Annotated in this window: 1 protein-coding gene; it reads right to left on the reverse strand. The window is 64.3% G+C overall.

What is annotated here, in order from left to right:
- Window positions 1-277: pilus assembly protein PilM (pilM, locus tag FLQ44_RS19755; protein WP_170253042.1), on the reverse strand; the 277-nt coding region annotated here is incomplete at both ends.

Raw genomic sequence — 277 nt, forward strand, 5'->3', positions numbered from 1 at the left:
TCCATCGCGCGTGACCGAAAGCTGGTCGGCGATCAGGCGGAAGGCGTTCTCCATCACGAAGGCTTCGACGTCGACGACCTTGGTGTTCAGCCCACCCAGGTCCAAGGCCGCCGTGCGGACCTCGACGTTCTCGGTGCGCGAGGCGGCCAGAAGCACCTGGACCATCTCCGGGTTGTCCTTGACCGGCCCCAGCACCTCGAAGTCGAGGCTCACTTCCTCGATCGGGTAGGGAATGTACTGCCCGGCCTCGACCTGGATCTGGTCTTCAAGCTCGTCC

It is taken from the genome of Vogesella mureinivorans, from assembly GCF_007644035.1.
In the GTDB taxonomy this organism is placed as follows: Bacteria; Pseudomonadota; Gammaproteobacteria; order Burkholderiales; family Chromobacteriaceae; genus Vogesella; species Vogesella mureinivorans.